The organism is Streptomyces marincola (genome assembly GCF_020410765.1).
GTDB lineage: Bacteria > Actinomycetota > Actinomycetes > Streptomycetales > Streptomycetaceae > Streptomyces > Streptomyces marincola.
The window spans coordinates 4,826,307-4,846,612 of record NZ_CP084541.1; the positions used below are offsets into that span (position 1 = coordinate 4,826,307).

General features: G+C 74.9%; 20 protein-coding genes and 1 tRNA gene. 10 read left to right on the plus strand and 11 right to left on the minus strand.

What is annotated here, in order from left to right; genetic code table 11:
- Nucleotides 1-29: 29 nt before the first annotated feature.
- Nucleotides 30-1,469 (minus strand): amidase, encoded by a 1,440-nt coding sequence (locus LC193_RS21310; protein ID WP_226076561.1) that lies wholly within the window; start codon nt 1,467-1,469, stop codon nt 30-32.
- Complete coding sequence (locus LC193_RS21315) at nt 1,469-2,437, minus strand: D-2-hydroxyacid dehydrogenase (protein WP_226076562.1); 969 nt, start codon at nt 2,435-2,437, stop codon at nt 1,469-1,471. Before LC193_RS21315 ends, LC193_RS21310 begins: the two co-directional genes overlap by 1 nt.
- 155 nt (nt 2,438-2,592) lie before the next feature.
- Here LC193_RS21315 and LC193_RS21320 point away from each other — a divergent pair, with 155 nt between their 5' ends.
- The gene (locus LC193_RS21320; RefSeq protein ID WP_226076563.1) at nt 2,593-3,420 is read left to right on the plus strand and encodes a maleate cis-trans isomerase family protein; all 828 of its coding nucleotides are present in this window, start codon (nt 2,593-2,595) and stop codon (nt 3,418-3,420) included.
- Nucleotides 3,421-3,427: 7 nt separating this feature from the next.
- Nucleotides 3,428-4,189, plus strand: coding sequence for a maleate cis-trans isomerase family protein (locus tag LC193_RS21325; protein WP_226076564.1), 762 nt, complete (start codon nt 3,428-3,430; stop codon nt 4,187-4,189).
- 189 nt (nt 4,190-4,378) lie between these two features.
- Here the strand turns inward: LC193_RS21325 and LC193_RS21330 are convergent, their stop codons facing one another.
- Together LC193_RS21330 and LC193_RS21335 are read right to left on the minus strand one after the other, a co-directional pair.
- Nucleotides 4,379-4,732 (minus strand): hypothetical protein, encoded by a 354-nt coding sequence (locus LC193_RS21330; protein ID WP_226076565.1) that lies wholly within the window; start codon nt 4,730-4,732, stop codon nt 4,379-4,381.
- A gap of 137 nt (nt 4,733-4,869) precedes the next feature.
- Nucleotides 4,870-6,624, minus strand: coding sequence for a putative bifunctional diguanylate cyclase/phosphodiesterase (locus LC193_RS21335; protein WP_226076566.1), 1,755 nt, complete (start codon nt 6,622-6,624; stop codon nt 4,870-4,872).
- A 470-nt stretch (nt 6,625-7,094) separates the two neighbouring features.
- On the opposite strand from LC193_RS21335, the gene LC193_RS21345 reads away from it, so the two are divergent.
- Together LC193_RS21345 and LC193_RS21350 are read left to right on the plus strand one after the other, a co-directional pair.
- The gene (locus tag LC193_RS21345) at nt 7,095-8,309 is read left to right on the plus strand and encodes a M6 family metalloprotease domain-containing protein (protein ID WP_264086277.1); all 1,215 of its coding nucleotides are present in this window, start codon (nt 7,095-7,097) and stop codon (nt 8,307-8,309) included.
- Between the two features lie 113 nt (nt 8,310-8,422).
- Complete coding sequence (locus LC193_RS21350) at nt 8,423-8,803, plus strand: hypothetical protein (protein WP_226076569.1); 381 nt, start codon at nt 8,423-8,425, stop codon at nt 8,801-8,803.
- A gap of 66 nt (nt 8,804-8,869) precedes the next feature.
- Here LC193_RS21350 and LC193_RS21355 read toward each other — a convergent pair whose 3' ends face one another.
- From LC193_RS21355 to LC193_RS21370, 4 genes are all read right to left on the minus strand, one after another.
- Complete coding sequence (locus tag LC193_RS21355; RefSeq protein WP_226076572.1) at nt 8,870-9,412, minus strand: HFCD family protein; 543 nt, start codon at nt 9,410-9,412, stop codon at nt 8,870-8,872.
- A 176-nt stretch (nt 9,413-9,588) separates the two neighbouring features.
- A tRNA-Lys gene (locus LC193_RS21360) sits at nt 9,589-9,662 on the minus strand.
- A gap of 61 nt (nt 9,663-9,723) precedes the next feature.
- Nucleotides 9,724-10,083, minus strand: coding sequence for a hypothetical protein (locus LC193_RS21365; protein ID WP_226076575.1), 360 nt, complete (start codon nt 10,081-10,083; stop codon nt 9,724-9,726).
- A gap of 34 nt (nt 10,084-10,117) precedes the next feature.
- Nucleotides 10,118-11,029 (minus strand): phosphatase PAP2 family protein, encoded by a 912-nt coding sequence (locus LC193_RS21370; RefSeq protein ID WP_226076577.1) that lies wholly within the window; start codon nt 11,027-11,029, stop codon nt 10,118-10,120.
- Nucleotides 11,030-11,183: 154 nt separating this feature from the next.
- On the opposite strand from LC193_RS21370, the gene LC193_RS21375 reads away from it, so the two are divergent.
- Nucleotides 11,184-11,798, plus strand: a complete 615-nt coding sequence (locus tag LC193_RS21375) for a histidine phosphatase family protein (protein ID WP_226076579.1) — start codon at nt 11,184-11,186, stop codon at nt 11,796-11,798.
- Here the strand turns inward: LC193_RS21375 and LC193_RS21380 are convergent.
- A complete protein-coding gene (locus LC193_RS21380) occupies nt 11,795-13,267 on the minus strand; it encodes a hypothetical protein (RefSeq protein WP_226076581.1) in 1,473 nt (490 codons plus the stop codon). The two genes, LC193_RS21375 and LC193_RS21380, sit on opposite strands and share 4 nt — an antisense overlap.
- 170 nt (nt 13,268-13,437) lie before the next feature.
- Here LC193_RS21380 and LC193_RS21385 point away from each other — a divergent pair, with 170 nt between their 5' ends.
- From LC193_RS21385 to LC193_RS21405, 5 genes are all read left to right on the plus strand, one after another.
- On the plus strand, nt 13,438-13,794 hold the full coding sequence (locus LC193_RS21385; protein WP_226078840.1) for a hypothetical protein: 357 nt from the start codon (nt 13,438-13,440) through the stop codon (nt 13,792-13,794).
- Between the two features lie 28 nt (nt 13,795-13,822).
- Nucleotides 13,823-14,686 carry a spermidine synthase gene (locus tag LC193_RS21390; RefSeq protein WP_226076583.1) on the plus strand — a complete coding sequence of 288 codons (864 nt, stop codon included), beginning with the start codon at nt 13,823-13,825 and terminating at the stop codon, nt 14,684-14,686.
- A gap of 131 nt (nt 14,687-14,817) precedes the next feature.
- Complete coding sequence (locus LC193_RS21395) at nt 14,818-15,315, plus strand: SigE family RNA polymerase sigma factor (protein WP_226076586.1); 498 nt, start codon at nt 14,818-14,820, stop codon at nt 15,313-15,315.
- On the plus strand, nt 15,308-15,706 hold the full coding sequence (locus tag LC193_RS21400; RefSeq protein WP_226076588.1) for a hypothetical protein: 399 nt from the start codon (nt 15,308-15,310) through the stop codon (nt 15,704-15,706). Before LC193_RS21395 ends, LC193_RS21400 begins: the two co-directional genes overlap by 8 nt.
- A gap of 126 nt (nt 15,707-15,832) precedes the next feature.
- The gene (locus LC193_RS21405; protein ID WP_226076591.1) at nt 15,833-17,062 is read left to right on the plus strand and encodes a mannosyltransferase family protein; all 1,230 of its coding nucleotides are present in this window, start codon (nt 15,833-15,835) and stop codon (nt 17,060-17,062) included.
- Between the two features lie 58 nt (nt 17,063-17,120).
- Here the strand turns inward: LC193_RS21405 and LC193_RS21410 are convergent, their stop codons facing one another.
- Together LC193_RS21410 and LC193_RS21415 are read right to left on the minus strand one after the other, a co-directional pair.
- Nucleotides 17,121-19,106: a DUF2264 domain-containing protein gene (locus tag LC193_RS21410; RefSeq protein WP_226076594.1), complete on the minus strand. Its 1,986-nt coding sequence runs from the start codon at nt 19,104-19,106 to the stop codon at nt 17,121-17,123.
- 139 nt (nt 19,107-19,245) lie between these two features.
- Nucleotides 19,246-20,253 (minus strand): hydroxyacid dehydrogenase, encoded by a 1,008-nt coding sequence (locus LC193_RS21415; protein WP_226076597.1) that lies wholly within the window; start codon nt 20,251-20,253, stop codon nt 19,246-19,248.
- Between the last annotated feature and the right edge of the window lie 53 nt (nt 20,254-20,306).

Genomic DNA, 20,306 nt, shown 5'->3' on the forward strand with positions numbered 1-20,306 from the left:
CCCGCGCGCCCGGGCGGAAGGACCTGCGGTCAGGCGCCCGGCGCGCTCGCCGCGAGCGCCGGCGCCGGAACGCCTGCCACGCCCGTCTCGTACAGGGCGTGCGCGGCGCGCAGGACCAGCGCGTCCGCGTGCCGCGCGCCGATCAGATGCAGCCCGACCGGCAGCCCGTCCGCGCCGGTGCCGCACGGCACCGAGGCCGCGGGCTGCTGCGTCATGTTGAACGGATAGGTGAACGGCGTCCATTCCGTCCACCGGGTCAGTCCCGAGCCGTCCGGCACCTCGACGCCCCGCCCGAACGCCGTGATCGGCAGCGTCGGCGTCACCAGCAGGTCGAACTCCTCGTGGAACGCGCCCATCCGCCGCCCCATGGCCATCCGCAGGTCGACCGCCTCCAGGTAGTCGAGCGCCCCGAACCGCGCCCCGGCGCTCACGACCTCGCGCAGCCCCGGGTCCATCGCGGCCCGCTGCGCCTCGTCGAAGTGCTGGGTCACGCGGGCCGCTCCGGAGAACCACAGCGTCTGGAACGCGGCGCGCACCTCCGGCAGCGGCGGCAGCGGCGGATCGGTCTCGGTGACCTCGGCACCGAGCGCGGCCAGCCGTTCCACCGCCTCCCGCGTCACCGCGGCCACGTCGGGTGCCACGACGACCCCGCCCATGGTGGGGGACCAGGCGACGCGCAGCCCCGCGAGACCCTCGGCGCCCGGCACCAGCGCCTCGGTGAACGGCACGCCCCCGGGGGCGAGGTGGGACCAGTCGCGCGCGTCCGGGTGGGCGATCACGTCGAGCAGCAGGGCCGCGTCGGCCGCGTCCCGCGTCATCGGTCCGACGTGCGCGAGGGTGCCGAAGGCGCTCGCCGGGTACAGCGGCACCCGGCCGTAGGTGGGCTTCAGCGCGAAGACGCCGCAGAACGCGGCCGGGATCCGCACCGACCCGCCGCCGTCCGTCCCCAGGCTCAACGGGCCGGCGCCCAGCGCGACCGCGGCGGCGCTTCCGCCGCTCGACCCGCCGGAGGTGCGCTCCGGCGCGTACGGGTTGCCGGTCGCGCCGGACAGCGGCGCGTCGGTCACGCCCTTCCAGCCGAACTCGGGCGTGGTGGTCTTGCCGAGGAACACGGCGCCCGACTCCCGCAGCCGCGCGACCGCGGGCGCGTCCTCCTCCCACGGTCCTGAGCCGGCGGGCAGGGCCGCGGAGCCGCGGCGCGTGGGATGGCCGCGCTGGAGCAGGATGTCCTTCACCGTCACGGGAACGCCGTCCACGGGACCGGCGGGCGCGCCGCGCGCCCAGCGTTCCTCGGCGGCGCGCGCCTGCGCGAGCGCCCCCTCGGGGTCGGTGAACACAAAGGCGTTCACCACCGGCTGGACCGCCTCGGCCCGGGCGAGGGCCGCCTCGGTCACCTCGACGGGGGAGAGGCCGCCGGCCGCGTAGCGCGCGGTCAGTTCGAGCGCGGTCAGGGAACACAGATCGGTCATCAGCCCTCCGCGGGGACGTAGCCCAGATGTTTGTCGACGACGTTGGCCAGCGGTTCGCCCGCCACCCAGCGATCGAAGTTGTCGAGGAACTGATCCGCGAGGTCGTCGCGCCAGCCGTGGGTGTCGCCGCACATGTGCGGCGAAATGATCAGATCCGGAAGGTCCCACAGCGGACTCGTGGCCGGCAGCGGCTCGGTCGCGAACACGTCCAGGGCGGCTCCCGCGATCCGGCCGGCGCGCAGCGCGGCCACGAGGTCGTCCTGCACGACGTGCGCGCCGCGACCGACGTTGATGAAGCGCGCGGTGGGCTTCATGAGCGCGAAGGCCGCCGCATCGAACATGCCCGTGGTCCGCGGGGTCAGGGGCGCGGCGCAGACCACCCAGTCGGCGTCCGGCAGCAGCGCGGGCAGCTCCTCGCCCGCGTGCACCCGGCCGAAGTCGGGGTCGGCCGGCCTCGCGGTCCGGCCGACCAGGCGCACCGTCACCCCCAGCGCGCCCAGCGTCGTCCCGATGCGCCGGCCGATGGGTCCTGAACCGACGACAACGGCCCGGCTGCCGAACACTTTGTCCGTTTCCCGGTGCTGCCAGCGGTGTTCGCGCTGGAACTCAAGGCTGCGCCGGAAATCCTTGGCCATGGCCAGGACGAGTCCGGCCACGTATTCGGCGATCGGCCGGTCGAACACACCGCGGGCGTTCGTCACCACCGCTTCGGATTCGAGCAGTTCGGGAAAGAGCAGCCGGTCCACACCGGCGCTCGCGGTGTGGACCCAGCGCGGTCGCGGCCCGGGACCCGGCCACGCCGCGCGCACCGCGTCGGACGTGAAGTCCCACACGAGCAGGACGTCCGCCTCAGGCAACAGGCCGTGCAGCGAACTCTCATCACTGTGCAGCACGTGCGCCCGGCCCGCAAGCCGGTCGAGTCGGGGCGGGGGTTGTGCGTCGAGGACGAGCACACGGGCTTCTGACATGAGGGGGAAACCGTTCCGCAACGAGGCTTTGTTTGGCTGGAAGTCATGGATTGACCACGGTAGGAACTCGTATCTACCTTCGTCAATGAAGGCATCTGCTCTTTCTGCTCTTACATCCCTCCCGGTATTCCCGGCCCGTTGAAGCGGGGTTCGACATGGATGTCTCCTTTTTGGGTGGCCCGCTCCCGCAGCGGGGCATCGGAGTCGTCGCACCATTCGATTTCGCGCTCGACCGCGAACTGTGGCGGTGGGTGCCCGATGACGTCTCGCTGCACCTGACGCGGACGCCGTTCGTCCCGGTCGAGGTCAGTCTCGACCTGGCGCGGCTGGTCAGCGAGCACGAGACGCTGCGCGAGGCGGTCCGCGCGCTGTCGGCGGTCAGTCCCGAGGTGGTGGCCTACGCGTGCACCTCGGGCAGTTTCGTCGGCGGCGTCGCCGGCGAACGCGCCATGTCCGCCGCCATGCGGCAGGCCGGCGAGCTGCCGGCGCTCACCACGTCGGGCGCCCTGCTCGGCGCCCTGAACGAGCTGGGCGCGCGCCGGGTCGCCGTGGTCACGCCGTACACGAAGTCGGTGACGGACTCGCTTGAGGACTACCTCAAGGAGGCGGGCATCCAGGTCTGCGGGCGCAGTTACCTGGGCCTGACCAGGGAGATCTGGCGGGTGGCGTACCGGGACGTGGTCGCCATGGCCAGGGAGGCGGTGGCCGAGGGGCCCGAGGCGCTGTTCATCAGCTGCACCAACCTGCCCACCTACGACGTCATCCCGCAGCTGGAGGCCGAGTTGCGGATGCCGGTGATCTCGGCGAACCAGGTGACGATGTGGTCCGCGCTGCGGTCCATCGGCAAGGAGGCCGTCGGCCCCTACCAGGCGCTGCTCGACCCGGTGGCCCGGCGGGGCCCCGCGTCGATGACGTCCGAGGCCGGCGGCCAGGAAGTGGCACCGGCGGTACCGCCGCCGGCATTCCCCGACGAGGAAGTGTGAGACCCGTATGACCGCGACGGTTGGATTCCTGTACCCGGGACACTCGGCGGAGGACGACTTCCCCCGCATGGAACGCCTGCTGAACGACGCGGGCGCCGGTGTCCTGCTGCCCCTGGTGCACACCGACATCGGCACGGACGCCCACCGGGTGGACGCGCTGCTTGAGATGGGCTCGGTCGACCGGCTCACGGCGGGACTCGACGAGGTGGCCGCGCGGGGCGCGCAGGCCGTGGTGTGGGCGTGCACCAGCGCGAGTTTCGTCTTCGGCTGGGACGGCGCGGCCGACCAGGTGCGGCGCCTCGCCGCGCACGCGGGCCTGCCGGCGTCGAGCACGTCGTTCGCGTTCGCCCGTGCCGCGCGCGCCATGGGCGTCACCCGGGTGGCCGTCGCGGCGACGTACCCCGACGACGTCGCGGGCCTGTTCGGCGACTTCCTCAAGGCGGCGGGCGTGGAGGTCACCGGGGTGCGGGGCAGCGGCATCATCACGGCCGCCGAGGTGGGCACGTGGGGCCGCGAGGAGGTGCTGCGGCTGCTGCGCGAGGGCGACGACCCGGCGGCGGACGCGGTGCTGCTGCCCGACACCGCGCTGCACACCGCCGCCTGGCTGCCGGAACTTGAGGCCGTGGCGGGCAAGCCGGTCCTCACGGCCAATCAGGTGACCGCGTGGGAAGGGCTCCGGCTGCTGGGGCACACGCCCGTCTGCCCGGCCCTGGGCGGCCTCTTCGCCGCGCCGCGGCCGGTCGGGACCGTCGGGGCCGAGGGGAGCTGAGGAGAACCGGGGCGGGCGCAGGCGGGCCGGGACGGCCCGGCAGCGCCCGGCGCGTCCGAACGGCCCCGCGCCCACCGCACGCCCCGGCGCGCCCGAACGCACCCCGGCGCGCCCGCCGCGCGGGACCGGCCCGCCGGTCCCGCGCCGCGTGCGCCGCGCACGCGGCACGGAACCGGGCCGCCGGCCGCCTCAGAGCGCGCCGCGGTGCTGCCGGCCGCTGGTGCGGAACGCGTGGATGGGCACGCCCGCGGCCCCGGCGGTCCGCACCGCCTCGTCCCAGGACAGGGTCCGCCCCCCGACCGCGAACAGCGGGCCGCTCGCCCGGCCGGCGACCAGCCGGGCCAGCAGCGCTTCCGCCTGCCCGCCGAGTTCGCCGCCGGCCCGGGGTCTTATCCGGGACTCGTCCGACACCTCAAGGGCGAGGAGGTCGAGCACGCGCACGTCGCTCTCCCACAGAAGCGCCCACAGGGCGCGGTGCACCACCGGGACCGACTCGTCGGCCAGCAGCCGCAGGAAGCGGTCGAGGGGGATGGATTCAGCCATGATCGTCATGGTCCGGGAGTATTCCGTCAGCGCCGCCGCGCGTACAGGGCCGCAGCCGCCCGGTTCCCCCGGGAACGGCGGAACGGCCCGCGCACCGGCGGCCGTCGGGCGGGCGCGCGGCCGGTCGCCGCGGGCGTTCAGTCGCGGCCGGCGAGCAGGTCGGCGAGGTGGTCGGGCGACATGGGGCGGGCGTAGTGCCAGCCCTGCCCGGTGTCGCAGCCGATGCGGCGCAGCCGCTCCGCCTGGGCCGGGCCCTCCACGCACTCGGCGGTCACGGTGAGGCCGAGCTTGTGCGCGAGCTGGACGAGCGAGCTGACGATGGTCTCGTCGGCCGGGTTGAGGTGGCGCGCGGTGCGGAAGCCCCGCACGAACATGCCGTCCAGCTTCAGGGCGCGCACCGGGAGCCGGCTGAGGTAGGCCAGGTTGGAGTACCCGGTGCCGAAATCGTCGATCGCGATCCGCACGCCCATGTCGGCCAGGGCCTGGAGGGCCTGCAACGGGCGCCCGGCCGAGCCCATGACGGCGGACTCGGTGAGTTCGAGCTGGAGCAGCCCTGAGGGCAGGCCCGAGTCGTCGAGCGCCTTGGCCACGTCGCTGACCAGGTCGGAGTCCCACACCTGCCGGACGGCGACGTTGACGCTGACGAACAGGGGCGGTCCCGGGTGCTCCACCTGCCAGCGGCGGGCCTGCCGGCACGCCTCGCCGAGGATCCAGCGGCCCAGCGGCACGATCGCGCCGTTCTCCTCGGCGAGGCCGATGAACCGGTCGGGGCCGAGCGTTCCGAACTGCGGGTGCCGCCAGCGCACCAGCGCCTCGGCGCCGCGCACGATGTCGTCGGCCAGTCCGACGATCGGCTGGTACTCCAGCGTGAACTCGCCGCGGTCCACACCGCGCCGCAGCGTCGAGGACAGCGACTGCCGCGTCATCCGGTGCGCGTTGCGCTCGGGGTCGAACAGCGTCCAGCGGGCCTTGCCGTCGGCCTTCGCCCAGTACAGCGTCGTGTCGGCCGCCTGCATCAGCCCGGTGGCCGTGGTCGTGGCGGACTCGCGCTCGACCACGCCGATGCTGGCCGAGACGGCGAGCCGCTGCCCCGCCAGGTCGAACGGGCGTTGCAGCGCGGCGAGCATGGTCTCGGCCAGCTCGGTCAGCTGCTCGGTGCCGGTCGACCCCTCCACGAGCACGGCGAACTCGTCGCCCCCGAGCCGTGCCACGAGGTGCCCGCCCGCGCCCGTCGCACACTCGGCGAGACGCTGGCCGGCGGCGCCGAGCAACTCGTCGCCCACGCGGTGGCCGAGGGTGTCGTTGACCGCCTTGAAGCCGTCGATGCCCACCTGGCACAGCCCGATCCGCCCGGTGGCGGAGTCGGAGAGCGCGGCCGTCAGCCGCTCGAAGAACAGGGCCCGGTTCGGCAGCCGGGTGACCGGGTCGTGCATCTGGATGTGCCGCAGCCGCTCCTGGAGCGCGCGCCGCTCGCTGATGTCGAGCACGGTCAGCAGGGCCGCGGAGCTCTCCGTCGGGGTGGGCAGGACCGTCACCTCGGCCCACAGGCTGTGCCCGTCGGCGTGCTTGAGCCGCCGCGTGCAGCGCATGTGGTCGCTGTGGCCGCGCAGCACCGCGTGGTAGGAGCCCCGGGTGCGCCCGTCGAGGCCGAGCCCGGCGACGGCGTCGGCGCGCACACCGGCGAGGCGTTCCGGCTCGACTCCGAGGAGGAGCCCGAACGCGGCGTTGGCGGCGAGGATCTGGCCCGCGGCGCCGACGAGCGCCATGGGGAACTGGGCGATCTGGAACGCGGCCCGGTAGTCCCTGAGCAGGTCACTTTCCGTAAGGGACGGTGGGTTCGCCTGGTGGGCGCTGCCGGGGTCGTGGCCCGGTGTTTCGTGGGGTCCGTTCACCGATCGCTCCCGATGGTGCTGTCGGGCGCTCCCCGGCTGCCCGCTTGGCGTATCCGCGCTGGAAATGTGGCGATCATAGAGGCTGCGGCGCGGGTGGAGCCAGTGCCCGTCGCGTCCGTTTCGTAACCCGAAACCTGTGCTTCCGACAGACTTTCGAGTAGCTGATCGTTTCTGCTCGTCGGGTGTGCTCTCGGGATCGTTCCCGACAGAAGTGCACGCAGGGTAATCGTATTGCCATGACCCGGCCGGGCTATCGAAACAGGGCAAAAACGGGGAATCCGGAACAGGGTGGTGAGCGTGCTCCCGCCGTCCGCCCCGTCCCTCCTCCGTTCCCCCGGTTCCCGCCCGCCGGCCTCGCCCTCCCCACCCGTCCGCTCCCGCTCCTCCAGCCCCTCCCGTCCCACCCGCACCTGACGTTCTGCCCGTTTCCCGCTCCCCGTGTCCCGCCCGAGGCCCGATCGGAGGTCGCCGTGCGCCGTGCCCGCCGCCGCCCCGCCGCCGTGCTGGCCGTACTGGCCGCCCTGCTCGGCGCCACCCTCACCGAGGGGCCCGGCATCTCCGCCCTCGCCGACGAGCCGTGCAGCCTGCCGCGTTCCGCCGTCCACCACTCCGAGGGCGTGGACAGCTGGAACGACGCCTACCCGCGCCCCGTGGGCACCGTGCGCGGCGTCATGCTGTTCCTCTCCTTCACCGACGCCGCGCCGCGGCTGAGTCCGGAGCGGATCGCGGAGGACTACTTCCCCGCCACCACCGACTACTTCCGCGCCGCCTCCTACGGAAAGCTCGACCTGCGGACCGAGGTGGTGCCCGAGTGGCTGCGCATGCCGGGCACGTCCCAGGAGTACGGGATACGGCGCGACTGGGAGCCGGACCGGCGCTCCGCCTATCTCAAGGACGCCTTGAAGACCGTCTCGGGACGGGTGGACCTCGCCGCCTACGACATCGTCTACCTGGTCGCCGACCCGGACGCGCCCGGCGTGGACCCGGACGCGACCAAGGTGGTGAACTTCGACAAGCCGGTCACCGTCGGCGACGCCGAGATCCGCCGCCTCGTCACGGTCTTCGAGCAGCGCCGCCCCGATCGCAACGTGCTCGCCCACGAGACCGGTCACGTCTTCGACCTGCCCGATCTCTACGACCGGCCGGAGGACGGCTGGGGGGACTGGGACACGCACGTCGGGGACTGGGACCTCATGGGCAGCCAGTTCGGCCTGTCGCCCGAGCTGTTCGGATGGCACAAATGGAAGCTCGGATGGCTCGGCCCCGGGCACGTCGACTGCGTGCGCGGCCCCGGCACGACGCTGCACACGCTCCAGCCCCTGGGCGCGCCCCTGGAGAAGGGCGACCCGGAGTCGGACACGCGCCTCGCCGTCGTGCGCACCGGACCCGCGGAGGCGCTCGTCGTCGAAGCGCGCGCCCCCTTGGGCAACGACACCACCACCTGCACGCGGGGTGTGCTGCTCTACCGGGTGCGCAGTGACGTTCCCTCGGCGGAGGGGCCGATCGAAGTGCTCGACGGCCACCCGGACACCAGCGCCTGCCACGGGACCTCGGTGCACCCCCGGCTCGCGGACGCGCCGCTGGAAACCGGGGAGAGCTACTACGACGCCGCGGCCGGGGTGCGGGTCGAGGTGGGTGAACGCACCGTGACCGGCGGCTGGGACGTGAAGATCATCAGGGAGTGAGCGGAACGGGTGCCTCCGCCGCGGGGGCGCGCACGCGTTCGCACCCTGGGCGCCCGTTACGGAACGATCAAGCCACTGGCCCGCGTCCGGCCCGTGCGGCGACCATGGCCGCTATGACGACGACCGAGCGGCCCTCAGGCGGCGGCCGACGCCCGCGCCCCGGCCCACCGCCCTGGGTGTTGGCGTCGATCGTGGTTCTGGTCACCGCGGCGGCCGTGATCGCCGTGATCCTGCTCGGTGACGAGCAGGCGGACCCCGAGGGCCGGGCCTGCCATGACTTCGCCGACGGGGGCGGCGCCGCGGGACCCGCGACCGCCGGGGAGCGCGCCGCCCTCGCGGGCGCGGTCACCGAGTGGGCCAGCCGCTCCTCCAGCGCGCCGTTCCGCGAGGCCGCCGCGGCTCTGCGGGAGACGGCGGAGGCCGGGGGAGCGGACTGGACCCGGGCGGGGGAGCGGTTCACCGAAGCCTGCCGGGCCACAGCCCGCCGCGACTGAGGCCCCGCGCGCGCCGGGGCGGTCGTCCGCCGCCGGAACGACGCCGCCCCCCGCCCGCCGCGCGCGTCAACGGGGCAGGGCGGCGTCGGCGGCGTCCAGCGCCAGGTGCCAGGGGAACTCATCGGGGCGGCCCCGGCCGGACTCGTTCGGCACGAACCCGCCCGGCCCGTAGAGAACGCGCACCCCGGCGGCGCGAAGCTCGTCGAGCGACCGGGCGAACCGCGGGTGCGCGCCGTACCCGGTGTTCACGCACGGCATGGCGACCAGCGGCCACCGCTTCCCGACCGCCTCGACCGCGACACCGGCGACCCAGGTGGGCGTGAGGCCGAGCGCGACGGCGTCGATCGTGTTCAGCGTCCCGGGGGCGAGCACGGTCACGGCCGACGGCGGCCAGTCGGAACGCCGCCCGGACACCGAGTGCGTCGTGCGCACCGGGCGCCCGGTCAGGGCGGCGAGGGCCGGAAGGCGATCCTCACACCACGTGGCGGCCGTGGGCGTCATCCCCAGGCAGACCTCCCAGCCCCGGGCCTGGGCGTCGCGGACAGCGCGGTCGACGTACCGCACCGGCGGCGCGGCGCACGCGAGCAGATAGAGAACGCGGCTTGGCATGCGGGCAGTTCACCACGTGCCAGGGTTCTCGCCCAGGTGCCGGCGGAGCGGGCGGATCGCCGTTCCGATCGATCACCCGATGCCCGGCCCGGCGGCGGGGGCGGTCCCGGGAGGCGGGCCGGGCACGACGAAGCCCCCACCCGCCGTTTCCGGCCGGTGGGGGCTTCCCCATCAGGTGCGCCGCCAGGGACTCGAACCCCGGACCCGCTGATTAAGAGTCAGCTGCTCTAACCAACTGAGCTAGCGGCGCCTGCTGACGTCGTAGACATTAGCACCCTTGGGCGACGGAAGAAAAATCGGCCGCTCGCCGGTCAGGAAGGGCCCCTGAGCAGCTCACGGCCGTAATCGATCATCTTCACCGCGTAGTCCTCCGTCCAGCCCGCGCGCTCGGCCACCGCGGCGGCGGGAAGGGCGTCGAAACGGCTGGGGTCGGCCAGCTGCGCCGCGGCGAGCGCCTGGAACTCCACGGCGCGGTCGGCGGCGGCCTGGAAGGCCACGGCCAGCTCCGTGGCGCGGTCGAGCAGTTCGCGCGGGTCGGTGAGCGATTCGAGCGCGAAGAAGTGCTCCTCCTCCCGCTCCCCCGCGGGCGGCTCGAAGAACAGCGCGGCGGGCCTGCGGTACCGCGGGGGTCCGCCGCCGGGGGGCTCGGGCGTCCGGCCGGGATCAGCCATGGGTCGGGTCAGCCTTCCTGCTCGGCGCGTGACGTCACGACGGCGGTGCCAGTTCCTCCGGCTTGGCCGCCGCTCCATTGTGCCGCGCCGCGGCCCCGGAGCGGCTGTCCTCCTCGCCGCGCCGCTGCCGCGGCGGGAGGCCACGGCCGCCGGCCGGCTGCGCAGCGATGCTGTCGTGCTCCGTCCCCGGCTCGGGGCGTTCGATGCCGAGGCGCCGCTTGAACCGGGAGCTGGCGCGCAGCAGCGGCCTGGCCAGCCCGAGGCCCATGGCCATGACGGCGGCGCCCGCGACCGCGTCGAGGAAGTAGTGGTTGCCCGTGCCCATCACGACGATCGTCGTCATCAGCGGATAGCCCACGGCCAGGGCGCGCATCCACGGTCTGCGCACCCCGTAGTGCCACAGCGCGACCCCGCACCAGATCGACCAGCCGACGTGCAGACTCGGCATCGCCGCGTACTGGTTGGTGAGGTCGCCCATGCCGCTCGGCGCGGAGGCGTCGTCCGCCCACCAGCCGTAGTCCGCGTACTGCGCCAGGCTGTCGACGAAGCCGTAGTCGCCCGGCAGCAGCCGCGGCGGGCTCGTGGGCATCAGCGTGAACCCGACGAGCCCGAGCAGCGTCGAGGTCAGCAGCCAGGTCCGCATCAGCCGGTAGTGCAGCGGGCGTCTGCGGAACAGCCAGATCAGCACCAGCGGGGTCACGACGTAGTGCAGCGAGGCGTAGGCGAAGGACGAGGGCAGCCCGAGCCACTTCTCCTGTGTGAAGAGTTCGTTGAGCGGGTCCTCGGCGTGCAGCCAGAGGTTGCTCTCGAAACGCAGGATGGCCAGCCCGTTGTCCACGGCGGTGCCCACGTCGCCGCGCGCCAGGAGTCTCGCGCCCGAGTAGGCCCCGTAGACGACCACGATCAGCAGCAGCTCGGTCCACCATCGGGGCCGGTCTCGGGACATCGGAAGTAACTCCAGGTTCACGTTGTCATCGGCTGGGGGCCGGCAAGTGGTCACTCCACCGTACGGCGGAGTCGCAGAAAAGAGACGCCCGGGGAGCCCCAATGGGTTGCGTGCGGGATGATGAGTGACGGGTGGGACGGAAGAAAGGACATTCATGGCGCCGCGCATCCTGCTGGTCCGGCACGGGCGGACCGCCTGGTCGGTTACCGGGCGGCACACCGGGCGGACGGACGTACCGCTCACCGACGAGGGCAGGGCGCAGGCCGATGCCCTCGGTGACCGGCTGGCGAAGGCGCCGTGGCACGGACTCCCCGACGCCGAGATCCGCACCAGCCCGCTCTCGCGGGCGAGCGAGACCTGCGAACGGGCCGGGTTCGGCGGCCGCGCCACCGCCTGGGACGCGCTCCAGGAGTGGGACTACGGCGACGCGGAGGGGCTGACCACCGAGGAGATCGCCCGGCGGCGCGGCGGCGACTGGGTCATCTGGCGCGACGGGGTGGTCGGCGGCGAGACGCTCGGGCAACTCCGCGACCGCGCCGACGAGGTGGCCGGCGCCGCGCGCGTCGCGCTCGACGCGGGACGCGACCTCGTGCTCTTCGCGCACGGGCACATCCTGCGCGCGGTGACGGCCCGCTGGCTCGGCCTCGACGTCTCCTTCGCCGCCCGCCTGCGCCTCGAACCCGCCGCGGTCTGCGTGCTCGCCCTCGCCTACGGCGGCCCGGCCGTCGAGCGCTGGAACGACACCGCCCACCTCGACCCCGCCGCTTAGCCTCCGCCCCGGGCGACGCGGTCGAGGAACGTGGCGACCCCCGCGTCGCCGCGCGCCGGCGTGAGCCGCCCGGCCACCGAGGCGAGGGTGTCGGTGATCCGGCTGGACCGCACGTCCGCCAGCAGGTCGAGCGACCTGTGGCCGAACGCCGCGGCCTCCTCGGGCTCGCCGTCGCGGGCGAGGTGGCCCGCCAGCTGGGCCGAGTACAGCGCCAGGTTCCGCGTGAACCGCGGCTCCAGGAGCGCCGCTTCGACCGCGCGCCTGCCGCTCTCGACCGCGCGCCCGTGGTCCCCGAGAGACGCCCAGCACTCCGCCTCAAGGCAGGCGAACTCGGCGTCGCCGTAGAACGTCATCCACTCCGGGTCCTCGGGCGCGGGACCGCGTTCGTGCGCCGCGCGCGCCCGCGCGAGCGCGGCCTCCGCGCCGCCCCGGTCGTCGAGTCGCGCCCACCCGCGCGCCTCGCGCAGCGAGAGCAGCGCGCGCAGGTGGTCGGTGCCCTGCCGCCTGGCCGCCTGCTGCGCGGCCTCGGCGGCGCGCACGGCCTCGCGCGGCCGGTCCGCGTCGGCGGCGAGGGAGGCCGTGTTGCAGAAGGCGTGCGCCTCAAGCGCGCCGTCACCGGCCACGCGCGCGGTCGCCAGCGCCTCGGCGTAGTGGGAGCGCGCGTCGGCCAGGCGCCCCGAGTCGTGCGCGAGCCAGCCGACGGAGATCGCCAGCTCGCCCGCGCCGGCGTGCAGTTCGTCGTTGACGGCCTGGCGGCGCGCGCCGACGTCGAGCAGCTCGTGGGCGGCGCGCAGGGCTTCGCCGGCCGGCCGGTACAACCGCCGCGCGCCGTACCGGTCGTCCAGCAGCCGGATGTCGCGGATCTGCTGCCTGAGCGCGGCGGCCTCGGCGGCGCCTGGGCGCGCGCCCGGCGCGCGGGCGCCCGCGCCCTGGGCGCGCGCGGCGGCGGGTGTCGATGCGGCAAGGGCTGTCAGGGATGCGACGGCGGCCGTGCCGCCGGTCATGAACGCGCGACGCAACACGTCGCCCTCCTCCGGGATGTCGGTGGATGCGCTCCGCGCCCGCGGGGTGGGCGGGCGCGGGAGCCGCGAGGAAGCCGAGGGGTACGGGGGCTGCCGGGGGTGTGGGGAGCTGCGGGGGCGCGGGTCCTGCGGGAGCGGCGGAGACGGGTCGGCGTCCGCGCGCGGCACGCGCCCGCGGACGAGCTGCCGGGGCTGGAATCCCAGCTCGGTGAGGGAGCGCCCCGGGAACATATGAAGGAATACCCGTTCGTAGGCGTAGTTGGGGCAGCGGATTTCGCCTGCCTCGACGCGCCCGATGTACCGGGCGTCGCAGCAGACGCGTTCCCCGATCTCCCGGGCCGCGCGCCGTACCGCCGCCGCGAACTCCCCCTGCGACCTGGCGCCGCGCAGCGAGCGGAAGATGAGGTTGGGGCCGCCGGGCCGCGGGGCGGAAGCTGACGTCTCCATGGGCGGACGGTACCGGCTGTACCCGCTCAACTACAGGGCGTTTGCGGGCGAAGGGGGCATTTCGCCGCCCATCTGCCATGAACTGCCACCCTTTACAGCGGAACCGGGCCGTACCCCTTGACGATGGTCGCGCGTTGAACAACGTATCCGACAGCGTCGAGGAGGACTCCATGGCGGACACCGGCGAAGCGGCGCCCGATCTGGTCACCGTGCCGGCCCGGGAAGGACTGGAAGCCGTCGACATCCTGCGGCTGCGGCACGGAGTGGGCCCCGTTCTGCACGACAGGGAGTGCGACACCCTCGGGTTCATCGTTCCGCCGGGCACCGCGGAACGCTGGGACCTGCCGGGCAGCGCCTGCACGCAGACGTTCGGCGGCGGTCGCTTCGGAACGCAGCCGCCGGTGACCGGCACCGGCTGGCTCGTCCCGCCGGAGGGCGCGGTCATCGAGGCGACGGAGCCGGAGCGCCTGCGGGCCGCGCTGGCCGAGGCCGTCTCCATGCTCCGCGTGGTGGACCGCTGCACCTGAGCCCCGCCGCCGGGGCGACACTGGAGCCGTGGCGAAAAACAGACTGCGGCGCAGGGGCGCCGACAAGGCCGTGACCGAGTCCGTCGCCGGCGGGCCGGCCGAACTCCTGCCGGACCCGGACCGGGCCGGCAGCTGGGAACTCCTCGTCGGCGGTGCCCCGCAGTCCCACGTCGACCTCGCCGACCCCACCCGCCTCGTCTTCGAGTACCAGCGCAGACTCGGCCACATCGCGGACCTCGCCGCGCCGCCCGGCACCCCGGTCACCGCGCTCCACCTCGGGGGCGGCGCCCTGACCATGGCCCGCTACATCGCCGTCACCAGGCCCCGTTCCGTCCAGCAGGTGGCCGAGCCGGACAGCGGCCTCACCGCGTTCGTCCGGCGCGCGCTCCCGCTGCCCGACGGCGCCCGCGTCCGCGTGCGCGAGGCCGATGCCCGCGCGCTGCTCGGCCGGCTGCCCGACGGCTGGGCCGACCTGGTCATCACGGACGTGTTCGCCGACGCGCGCACGCCCGCGCACTGCACGAGCGCCGAGTTCCTCGACGAGGCGCGGCGCGTGCTGCGGCCCGGCGGCTGGTACGCCGTGAACGTCGCCGACGGGCCGCCGCTCGCCCACCTGCGGACCCAGACGGCGACCGTCGCCAGCCGGTTCGCTGAAGTGTGCCTGATCGCGGAGCCGCCCGTGCTGCGCGGCCGGCGCTTCGGCAACGGCGTGCTGTGCGCGGCCGACGGCCCGCTGCCCGTCGCGGACCTGTCCCGCCGCTGCACGCGCGATCCCGCGCCCGCGCGGGTCGTCGCGGGACGCGAGCTGACCGATTTCACCGCGGGCGCCCCCGTGGTCACCGACGCCACCGCGACCCCCTCACCGCCGCCTCCCGCGGGCACGTTCGACTGACGCCCGCGGCCCCGAAGGGCCGGTGCGCGCGGCTCACGTGACGACCGTCACGACTTTTTTCGCACACGTTGTCGACCGGGCGCCCCCCGCCGGGCGTATGCAGGGGGAGGAGTGAGAACCGGGAGAGGCCGTTGACCGTCGAGGAGTTCGAAGAGTTCTACGTGCGCACGGTCGCGCCGCTCACGGGCCAGCTGTACGTCATGCTCGGCGACCTGCACGAGGCGCAGGACGTCGTGCAGGAGGCGTTCGTCAAGGGGTGGAGCCGGCGCGGGCAGCTCGATCGCGACGGCCGTCCCGAGGCGTGGATCCGCACGGTCGCCTGGCGGCTCGCGGTGAGCCGGTGGCGCTTCCGGCGGCGCACGGCGGACGCCTGGCGGCGCGGCGCCGCGCCCTCCCACGTCGAGGCGCCGGGGCCCGACCAGGTCGTGCTCGTCGACGCGCTGCGGGAACTGCCCGCCCAGCAGCGGCGCACGCTCACCCTGCACTACCTGTGCGATCTCACCGTCGAGCAGATCGTCGGTGAGACCGGCCAGTCGCCGAGCACCGTGAAGACCCACCTGGCGCGCGGCCGGGCCGCGCTCGCCGACCGCCTGCACGATCTGCGCTTCGAGGAGGCCCGCGATGTCTGAGCCCCAGGACCCCCTGCGGACCCTGTTCCGGCAGGCCGGCGCCTTCGGGCAGGCCAGGGCCGGGGCGGCGCCCGTCGCGCGCGTCGCCGAACGCGGCCGGCGCGCGCGCCGCCGCCGCCTCGCCGCCCTCGCGGCGGGCGCCTGCCTCGCCGTCGCGGGCTGCGGCGTGCTCGCCGCCGGGCTGCTGCCCGGCAGGCCGACGGCCGTCGCGCCCGCCGTCAGCCCTTCGACGGGCCCCTCGGCGCCCGCGCGAAGCGGCCCGCCGCCGCACGAGAGCCCGCCGCCGGACGCGGACCCCACCCGCGTGGGCGGCGGGGCGGCCACAGGGACCCGGGAGCCGGGCACCGGGACGTCACCGACCTGGGACCACACCGGGCCACCCGGCTCCTGACCCGGACCCGGCACCCGCCCGCCGCGGCCCGCCCCCACCACGGAGTTCCGCGCCGTGACCCCGGCGCGTCCGGCACGCGGCCACCGGGCGATTCCGTACGTACACCCCCACTCGAAAGATCCTGGTATGCCAGTCGCGCCACCCGAGTCGCCCGCACACGCGCGCCGTTCTGCCCCGCGTGAACGGCCCGCGCGCCGGTTCCCCCACGCTGTCGTGCGCCCCTTGGTCGGCCGGCTCGACCCCGCCGACCGTGATGTCCTGTGGCTGTACCTGCTGACCCGAATATCCGTCTGGGTCACCGCCTACTGCGTCGGGTGGGTGTTCCCGCCCGAGCGCGGCACGCGCGCCGCGCCCCCCGTGCCCGCCTTCGAACGCTGGGACTGGGGGCACTACCTGAGCATCGCGCGCGATGGCTACTTCCCCGGAGGGGACGGCCCGTGGCGCGGCGACTGGGACGACAGGGAGGCGTTCTTCCCCGGCTTCCCGCTGGTGCTGCGCGCCGTGCACACCGTCGTCCCGCACTGGACCGCGGCCGGCCTGCTCATCTCGTTCGCCGCCGGGGCCGTCGCCGTCCTGGCGCTGGCGCGGATCGCCCGCCTGTACCTGCCGGGCACGGAGGGCGACCGGCGCGCCGTCCTGTTCCTGCTGCTCTCGCCGTGCGCGGTCTTCCTTGCCGCCGGCTACACGGAGGCGCTGTTCCTCGCGTTCGCCCTGCCCGCGTGGCTGGCCGCCCAGCGGCACCACTGGCCGCTCGCCGCGGTCCTGACCGCGGCGGCCACCGCCGTGCGGGTCAGCGGCCTCTTCCTCGCCGCGGCCATCGCGCTGCACTTCCTGCTCACCGCGCGCTCCCGCGGGCACTGGCGGGCGCTGCCCTGGCTGGCGCTGCCCGCGCTGCCCGTGGCCGTACAGACCTGGTACCTGCACGCGCACACCGGCGACTGGATGGCCTGGCGCAACGCGCAGGAACGCGGCTGGAACCGCGCGTTCCACGCCCCCTGGGATGCGTGGGCGCACACGTGGCACGCGGCGTTCGACCGGGTGCAGTCGACCGGGTTCGCGATCATGTTCCAGGCGGAACTGGTCGCGATGCTCCTCGGACTCGCCCTGCTCTGCGTGCTGCTGCGGCGCCGGCGCTGGCCCGAGGCGGTCTACATCGGCCTCACGCTCTGGGCGCTCGGCACCTCCTACTGGTACATGTCCATCCCGCGGTCCACGCTGCTGTGGTGGCCGCTGTGGATCGGCCTCGCGGCCCTCAGCCTGCGCAGGCCGCGGGTGACGACGGTCTACCTCTGCGTCGCCGCGCCCCTGGGCGTGCTGTTCACCGTCACCTTCCTCTCCGGCCGGTGGGCGGGCTGACCTTGCGGCGGCCGGGCGGCGGGCGTTCCCTGCCGCGGGGCAGCGGACGCGGCAGCGCTCAGGGCCGCGCGGCGGCGTGCGCGTCGTCCGGCAGGCCGAGGGTGTCCGCCGTGCCGTCCGGCCATGTGACCGTCGCGTCGCCGTGCGCCAGCAGGACCTCGGGCCGCGGTGGCAGGGCGGTGCCCGCGGTGGCGCCGAGGAAGACGGCGACCGCGTGCAGGTCGCCGGCCGCCTCGTACACCGGGGTCGCGCTGAAGGCGCCGAACGCGTTCACCCCCACCGCGCGCCGCACCCGCAGCACGTGCGCCGGGCGCGGTGGCCCGAGCACGAACAGCCCGCTGGTCAGGCCGTCCGGGCGGATCACCAGGAGGTGGCCGTCCCCGGCCCGGCTCCACAGCGGCCGGTCGCCGGCCAGCGCGTGGCCGCCGACGCACACGGTGCGGCCGTCCCCCGCGACCCTGACCAGGCGCACCTCCCAGGGGCCGTTGACCACCGAGGCCACCAGGACGGCGGGCCCGGCCGGCCAGCGCTCCCTGTCGGTGTCGCCGGCCACCGGCCAGTGCGGCCGTTGCGCGGACAGCCCGACGCGGCCGGCGGCCCGCAGCCGCCGCAGCGGGCTGCGGTGGGAGAGCGCGCCGTCCCCGCCGACGAGCGCGACCCGGTTGTCCGGGCCCTGGTCGGCGCGCGCGTCGCCGTCGCGCGGCTTGGCCTCGGGGTCGTCGTGGAGGTCGAGGGGCGGGCCGAGGTCGGGTGCCGTGTGCGTGGAGTAGGCCAGGCGGGCGTAGTGGGGGTCGTCGCGCGCGGGGCGGTCGGGCGGGGTGTGGTCGGTGCCGTGGTTGACGGCGCGGACGACGCCGTCCGCCGCGGTGCCGGACACGACCCACCCCGCCGGGCCGATGACGCGGACGAAGTCGGCGCGTTCGACGGGCAGCCGCTCCTCGGTGCAGGTCCACACCGGGTGCTGCGGCGGGAGCAGCAGTCCGGTGAACGCCTGGGAGGCCCAGTAGGGCGAGGCGGGGCCCGAGTAGTTCTGCCGGAGGAGTTCGAAACGGCCGTGCCAGCCCAGGGACAGCGTGCCGTCGGCCGACAGGGCGCCGCGGTCGAGGAAGTGGCGCAGGATGCCGCTGCCCGCGCGGCGGGTGAGCCCGGGGGCGAGCGGGGTGGCGTCGAAGAGCGCGCCGACGAAGAAGGGGGCCGCGGTCGCGAACCGGTAGATCAGCGAACGCCCCTGGTGCAGGGGTGCGCCGTCGCCGCCCACCAGGTGGACCGCGTCGTCGAGGAACGCGCGCAGGCGCTCCCGGTAGCGCGGGAGCAGCGCGGGATCGGCCTGTTCGCCGGAGACGCGGCAGTACCACAGCGGGAACAGGTGCATCGCCCAGCCGTTGTAGTGGTCGAAGTTCCGGTACTGGCCCTCGCCCCTGGCGCCGTCGGTGTACCAGCCCTCGCCCGCGTACCAGCGCTCGGTGCCCGCCACGGCCCGCTCGATGTCGCCGGCGTCGTACGGCGCGCCGACGGAGCGGAGGAACGCGGCGACCACCGCCTTGAACCACACCCAGTTGTTGGGCGGCACGGCCGTGCCGGAGATGCCGCCAAGCCAGTCGACGGTGCGCTGCCTGACCGGGTCGGGCAGCCGGTCCCACAGCCAGTGCCGCGACTCGTGCAGGCCGATGGCGACGGCGGCGGCCTCGACCCTGGCCTGGGGCAGGTCGGCGGGCCGTGGCCAGCGTCCCGGGGCGCTCGGGTCGGTGCCGTGCGCCAGGCCCTCGGCGTACGGGGCGAGGATGTCCTCGGCGAGCTTCTTGCCCGCGTGCGCCGAACGGTAGGCGGCGAGCAGGAAGGTGCGGGCGTACCCTTCGAGCCCGTCGCTGCGCCGGCCGGAACCGCTGTCGGGACCCGGCAGGTTGATCAGCGAGTGACCCGGCCCGGCGTGCCGGCGGACCGCGTCGAGCAGCCTGTCCGCCGTGCGCTCCCAGTCGGTGCGGGTGAGGCCGGTGACCGGGGAGACCCCGGAGGCGGTGGCTCGGTGGGCTGGGGAAGGACGCACGACGCTACTCCTCGCCTGATTCGTTTCTCTGCACTTTGGTGCATAATTGATCAGGGGTCAATGATTTGCGTCGATACAGTTCACCTGCCGCGCGCCCGGCCGGGCGGTACCGGCACCGCGCGCCCGGACGGCGCGACGGTCAGGCGCTGTGCGGGAGTTCGTCCCGCGCGACGGGGTGCGCGAGCGGCTGCCCGGCCAGCAGGCGGTCCGCCTCCTGAACGGCGGCCAGGCCGAGGCGGCGCAGCTCGTTGCCGAGCGAACCGGCGATGTGCGGTGTGAGGAAGGCGTTCGGCAGCCGGAACAGGGGCGAGCCCGGCGGCAGCGGCTCGGGTTCCGTCACGTCGAGCACGGCCCGGATGCGCCCGGTGCGCAGCTCGGCCACCAGCGCCTCGGTGTCCACGAGGCTGCCGCGCGCGGTGTTGATCAGTACCGCGCCGTCCGGGAGCAGCGCGAGGCCGGCGGCGTCGATCATGTGCCGGGTCTCGGGAGTCGCGGGCGCGTGGACGGACACGATCGAGCAGGTGGCGAGCAGTTCCGGCAGCGCGGCCGGGCGCACGCCGAGGGCGCGGGCCTCGTCCTCGGAGACGTACGGGTCGTGCAGCAGCACCTCGAAGTCGAACGGCCGCAGCAGCTCGACGACGCGGCGGCCGATGCGCGAGGCGCCGACGATGCCGACGCGGCGGCCCGCGTTGCCGATGTCCCCGAGCTCCCGCTGCGGCGGCAGCGCCTCGGCGGCCCGGTACGCCTCGCGCGCGGCGAACACTCCCTTGCCCGAGAGCAGGATCATGCCCAGCGTGTACTCGGCGACCGGCAGCGCGTTGGCCGCGGCGGCCGAGGAGACGGCGATCCCGCGCTCCCAGACCTCGGGGTGCAGCAGTTTCTTGACCGTGCCGCCGGTGTGCAGCACCGCGCGCAGGCGCGGCAGCGCCTCCAGCACCGCCGGGGTGAGCCGCGGGCAGCCCCAGCCGGTGACGAGGACCTCGACGCCGGGCAGCAGCGGCCCCAGCTCCGGGGCCGCGAAGTCCGTGACCGCGAGCGCGGGGTCGATGTCGACCAGGTCCGCGAGCGCGGCGGCCACGTCCGGCGGGAACAGCAGCGGCAGGTGGCGCCCGTCGAGGGCGAACAGGGCGGTGGGGCGCTTGCGCATCGCGGAGGGCACCTTCGGTCGGCGGGGCCACGGGCTGGGGGCGGCGGTCGCTC

Excerpts from the sequence above, each read along its gene's own strand:
- LC193_RS21385 (WP_226078840.1), top strand. The coding sequence starts at position 13,438 with ATGGCGGACACCGGCGAAGCGGCGCCCGATCTGGTCACCGTGCCGGCC.
- LC193_RS21330 (WP_226076565.1), bottom strand. The coding sequence starts at position 4,732 with ATGGCTGAATCCATCCCCCTCGACCGCTTCCTGCGGCTGCTGGCCGAC.
- LC193_RS21350 (WP_226076569.1), top strand. The coding sequence starts at position 8,423 with ATGACGACGACCGAGCGGCCCTCAGGCGGCGGCCGACGCCCGCGCCCC.
- LC193_RS21380 (WP_226076581.1), bottom strand. The coding sequence starts at position 13,267 with ATGGAGACGTCAGCTTCCGCCCCGCGGCCCGGCGGCCCCAACCTCATC.
- LC193_RS21415 (WP_226076597.1), bottom strand. The coding sequence starts at position 20,253 with ATGCGCAAGCGCCCCACCGCCCTGTTCGCCCTCGACGGGCGCCACCTG.
- LC193_RS21375 (WP_226076579.1), top strand. The coding sequence starts at position 11,184 with ATGGCGCCGCGCATCCTGCTGGTCCGGCACGGGCGGACCGCCTGGTCG.
- LC193_RS21310 (WP_226076561.1), bottom strand. The coding sequence starts at position 1,469 with ATGACCGATCTGTGTTCCCTGACCGCGCTCGAACTGACCGCGCGCTAC.
- LC193_RS21405 (WP_226076591.1), top strand. The coding sequence starts at position 15,833 with ATGCCAGTCGCGCCACCCGAGTCGCCCGCACACGCGCGCCGTTCTGCC.
- LC193_RS21325 (WP_226076564.1), top strand. The coding sequence starts at position 3,428 with ATGACCGCGACGGTTGGATTCCTGTACCCGGGACACTCGGCGGAGGAC.
- LC193_RS21370 (WP_226076577.1), bottom strand. The coding sequence starts at position 11,029 with ATGTCCCGAGACCGGCCCCGATGGTGGACCGAGCTGCTGCTGATCGTG.
- LC193_RS21365 (WP_226076575.1), bottom strand. The coding sequence starts at position 10,083 with ATGGCTGATCCCGGCCGGACGCCCGAGCCCCCCGGCGGCGGACCCCCG.
- LC193_RS21315 (WP_226076562.1), bottom strand. The coding sequence starts at position 2,437 with ATGTCAGAAGCCCGTGTGCTCGTCCTCGACGCACAACCCCCGCCCCGA.
- LC193_RS21355 (WP_226076572.1), bottom strand. The coding sequence starts at position 9,412 with ATGCCAAGCCGCGTTCTCTATCTGCTCGCGTGCGCCGCGCCGCCGGTG.
- LC193_RS21320 (WP_226076563.1), top strand. The coding sequence starts at position 2,593 with ATGGATGTCTCCTTTTTGGGTGGCCCGCTCCCGCAGCGGGGCATCGGA.
- LC193_RS21400 (WP_226076588.1), top strand. The coding sequence starts at position 15,308 with ATGTCTGAGCCCCAGGACCCCCTGCGGACCCTGTTCCGGCAGGCCGGC.